The organism is Limosilactobacillus gastricus DSM 16045, from assembly GCF_001434365.1.
GTDB lineage: Bacteria > Bacillota > Bacilli > Lactobacillales > Lactobacillaceae > Limosilactobacillus > Limosilactobacillus gastricus.
This window is the reverse complement of sequence record NZ_AZFN01000048.1, coordinates 1-1773: the sequence shown is the minus strand read 5'-3', so window position 1 is coordinate 1773 and position 1773 is coordinate 1. Positions and strand designations below refer to the sequence as shown.

At 50.8% G+C, this 1773-nt stretch carries 1 rRNA gene; it reads right to left on the bottom strand.

Going from position 1 to position 1773, the window contains the following annotated elements:
- Positions 1-66: 66 nt before the first annotated feature.
- Positions 67-1640 (bottom strand): 16S ribosomal RNA (locus FC60_RS09080).
- Positions 1641-1773 lie beyond the last annotated feature (133 nt).

Sequence of the window (1773 nt, the reverse complement as noted above, 5' to 3'; positions counted from 1 at the left end):
TTGAGAGGTAAATCTCTCAAAACTGAACATGGTTTCAACTAGTGTAGGTTTCCGATTATTCCTTAGAAAGGAGGTGATCCAGCCGCAGGTTCTCCTACGGCTACCTTGTTACGACTTCACCCTAATCATCTGTCCCACCTTAGGCGGCTGGCTCCAAATGGTTACCCCACCGACTTTGGGTGTTACAAACTCTCATGGTGTGACGGGCGGTGTGTACAAGGCCCGGGAACGTATTCACCGCGGCATGCTGATCCGCGATTACTAGCGATTCCGACTTCATGCAGGCGAGTTGCAGCCTGCAATCCGAACTGAGAACGGTTTTAAGAGATTTGCTTGCCCTCGCGAGTTCGCGACTCGTTGTACCGTCCATTGTAGCACGTGTGTAGCCCAGGTCATAAGGGGCATGATGATCTGACGTCGTCCCCACCTTCCTCCGGTTTGTCACCGGCAGTCTCACTAGAGTGCCCAACTGAATGCTGGCAACTAGTAACAAGGGTTGCGCTCGTTGCGGGACTTAACCCAACATCTCACGACACGAGCTGACGACGACCATGCACCACCTGTCATTGCGTCCCCGAAGGGAACGCCCTATCTCTAGGGTTGGCGCAAGATGTCAAGACCTGGTAAGGTTCTTCGCGTAGCTTCGAATTAAACCACATGCTCCACCGCTTGTGCGGGCCCCCGTCAATTCCTTTGAGTTTCAACCTTGCGGTCGTACTCCCCAGGCGGAGTGCTTAATGCGTTAGCTCCGGCACTGAAGGGCGGAAACCCTCCAACACCTAGCACTCATCGTTTACGGCATGGACTACCAGGGTATCTAATCCTGTTCGCTACCCATGCTTTCGAGTCTCAGCGTCAGTTACAGACCAGGCAGCCGCCTTCGCCACTGGTGTTCTTCCATATATCTACGCATTCCACCGCTACACATGGAGTTCCACTGCCCTCTTCTGTACTCAAGTCTCCCAGTTTCCGATGCACTTCTTCGGTTGAGCCGAAGGCTTTCACATCAGACTTAAGAAACCGCCTGCACTCTCTTTACGCCCAATAAATCCGGATAACGCTTGCCACCTACGTATTACCGCGGCTGCTGGCACGTAGTTAGCCGTGACTTTCTGGTTGAATACCGTCACTGCATGAACAGTTACTCTCATGCACGTTCTTCTTCAACAACAGAGCTTTACGAGCCGAAACCCTTCTTCACTCACGCGGTGTTGCTCCATCAGGCTTGCGCCCATTGTGGAAGATTCCCTACTGCTGCCTCCCGTAGGAGTATGGGCCGTGTCTCAGTCCCATTGTGGCCGATCAGTCTCTCAACTCGGCTACGCATCACTGCCTTGGTAGGCCATTACCCTACCAACAAGCTAATGCGCCGCAGGTCCATCCAGAAGTGATAGCAGAGCCATCTTTTAAATTCAAACCATGCGATTTGAATTGTTATGCGGTATTAGCACCTGTTTCCAGATGTTATCCCCCGCTTCTGGGCAGGTTACCTACGTGTTACTCACCCGTCCGCCACTCGTTAGAAATCCAACGTCAATCTGATGCAAGCATCGTCAATCAGTTGGGCCAACGCGTTCGACTTGCATGTATTAGGCACACCGCCGGCGTTCATCCTGAGCCAGGATCAAACTCTCATATAAAACAAGAACTTGAATAGCTCTAAATTCAAATAAATTAAGCGAATTGACTTCGCAAATGTTTTGCTTTGATCTTTGATCAAAGACCCTACACATTTGATTCGTCGAAACTATATTCAGTTTTCAAAGATCTACC